The organism is Streptomyces sp. NPDC088817, from assembly GCF_044750345.1.
Lineage (GTDB): Bacteria > Actinomycetota > Actinomycetes > Streptomycetales > Streptomycetaceae > Streptomyces.
In genome coordinates, this window is record NZ_JBIVJN010000047.1 from 1 (window position 1) to 1,876 (window position 1,876).

At 67.1% G+C, this 1,876-nt stretch carries 3 protein-coding genes; 2 read left to right on the top strand and 1 reads right to left on the bottom strand.

The genetic code is table 11. The annotated features are described in order from the left end of the window. Positions 1 to 89: 89 nt before the first annotated feature. On the top strand, positions 90 to 353 hold the full coding sequence (locus tag ACIP4X_RS35735; RefSeq protein WP_401352537.1) for a transposase: 264 nt from the start codon (positions 90 to 92) through the stop codon (positions 351 to 353). Here ACIP4X_RS35735 and ACIP4X_RS35740 read toward each other — a convergent pair. Then, the gene (locus ACIP4X_RS35740) at positions 347 to 1,735 is read right to left on the bottom strand and encodes an IS4 family transposase (RefSeq protein ID WP_401352540.1); all 1,389 of its coding nucleotides are present in this window, start codon (positions 1,733 to 1,735) and stop codon (positions 347 to 349) included. The genes ACIP4X_RS35735 and ACIP4X_RS35740 overlap by 7 nt on opposite strands. Here ACIP4X_RS35740 and ACIP4X_RS35745 point away from each other — a divergent pair. Next, on the top strand, positions 1,693 to 1,876 hold a 184-nt coding region (locus tag ACIP4X_RS35745; protein WP_401352543.1), incomplete at its 3' end, for a transposase. The two genes, ACIP4X_RS35740 and ACIP4X_RS35745, sit on opposite strands and share 43 nt — an antisense overlap.

Consider the following 1,876-nt stretch of genomic DNA (forward strand, 5'->3'; position numbering starts at 1 on the left):
CGGCGCATACGAGGAGGGCCTCCTGAACAGCTCGCTGGTGTCGAATCACCGAGCATCAGGAGGCCCTGGTGTCGCAGTCTTGCGTGCTGATGCCTGTGCAGTCCACCACGGCCACCCAGGAGTGTGACTGCCTGGCTCACCGGTTCGGAAACGCTGCCGACAATCCCCTGCGCGAGCGCCGTTATCCGACCGACATGACGGACGAGGAGTGGGCGGTGGTGCGGCCGCTGTTGCCGGTGCCGGGCTGGATGCGGGGCCGGGGCGGGCAGCCGGAGGCGTATTGCCACCGCGCGATGCTGGACGCGATCGGCTATCTCGTGGACAACGGGCAATGCCGTTGCTTGAGCTACTGAAGTATCGCGGGCGTAAGGGTGATGGCCTTTTCGGGAACCCGTCGTGTGCCCCGCCTGGCCTGGCCTTTCCTGCGCACGATGTACTGCGAGACCGGACGGCGGGTGTAGCGGTCCGCCGCGCGTAGCCGCCGGAGACCGTTGTCGAGCTTGCGCACGACTTTCGCAGCCATCCGCGTCGTGAACTGCCGTAGTCGGCGGGCCGACCGGCCTGCCTGGAGGACGACGCTGCGTCGTGTGTGCTTGAGGACCTTGACGAACGAGATCCGGTCGGGGTCCATACCCTCGCCGTCGGCCAGCCGCATGATGATCCGGTTCAAACAGTGGTGGAGGGTCAGGTGGGCCCAGATCTCCTGCCGTACCAGTTCCGGCGACACCGACCGCAGCACCTCGGCCTTTCCCCGCTGGTAGGTCTTCAGCTGCCGGTAGGCGGATTCGACCTCCCAGCGCTCGTGATACAGGGCTGCCAGCTGCTCGGCGGGCCCGGCCTCGGGATCGAGCAGGTCGGTCAGCAGCCTGACCGTCTCGCCGCCGTCGACCTGGTAGTCGATCACTCTCACTGTCACCCCGCCCGGATGGGAGCGCCGCTGCCCGGCGAGGTTCATCCGGGTCAGATAGGTCCCGTCGGGCAAGATCTCCATGGGCTTCGCGGCGACGAAGGTGCGGGCTCTGATCAGCAGGTGTGCTCCGGCCTGAGTGTAGGCCTTCCACAGTGCGACACCGGGAAAGGCCCGGTCCATGATCACCAGCATGCCGACGGCACTACCGGCCATCTCTGTCGCCAGCGCGGGCTCGCCACCACCGCCCTTGAAGCTGCCTATCCGCGCGTCGATCGTCGCGTGCGTACCGGTCTCGGTCAGCGTCACCACCCTGGCCTGCGGGAACCCGATGGGCCGGCCGGCACTGTCCACCTGCCCACCGAAAGCGGCACGTGTCGTAGCGTTCTCCGGCACGTCCAGCAAGAACCCGTCGACCGCGGCCACTCTCATCCCGCGCCAGAACGCCGCCTCGAGTGTGGGCGGAGCGATCGCCCCCGCCACACGGCGGAACACTCCTTCCAGCGGTGCGGCCCCGAGCTGCTGACGGGCCCTGGTGAACGACGACTTGTTCGGCACCGACTGGTCCATCTCGCCCAGGGCCCCGACCAGGTTCTCCGCGACATCGTCGTAGGAGTCCTGCTGGAACAGCGCCAGAGCAAGCACGAAGTAGACCATGAACCGGCCCGACAGGGGACGGGGCTTGGCATCCCGCCGACCACACGCGGTCAGCACCTCGTCCACCAGCTCAGGAACGATCCACTCGGTGAGCAACCCGAGCCGGACCTCATCGGATAACCCGATCCATGGATGCATGTCCGGCCAACGAACCAACACACCGGCGGTCACCGTGCCGGGGAGAGGAACTACTTGCACCTCTCAAGCAACGGCATTGGGACAACGGGATCAAGTGGCGGGCGATGCCGGCCGATTTCCCGCCCTGGGACCGGGTCTATGCGTTCTTCCGCCGCTGGCGCGACCATGACCTGG

Coding starts and splice junctions, on each gene's coding strand:
- ACIP4X_RS35735 (WP_401352537.1), top strand. CDS start 90: ATGCCTGTGCAGTCCACCACGGCCACCCAGGAGTGTGACTGCCTGGCT.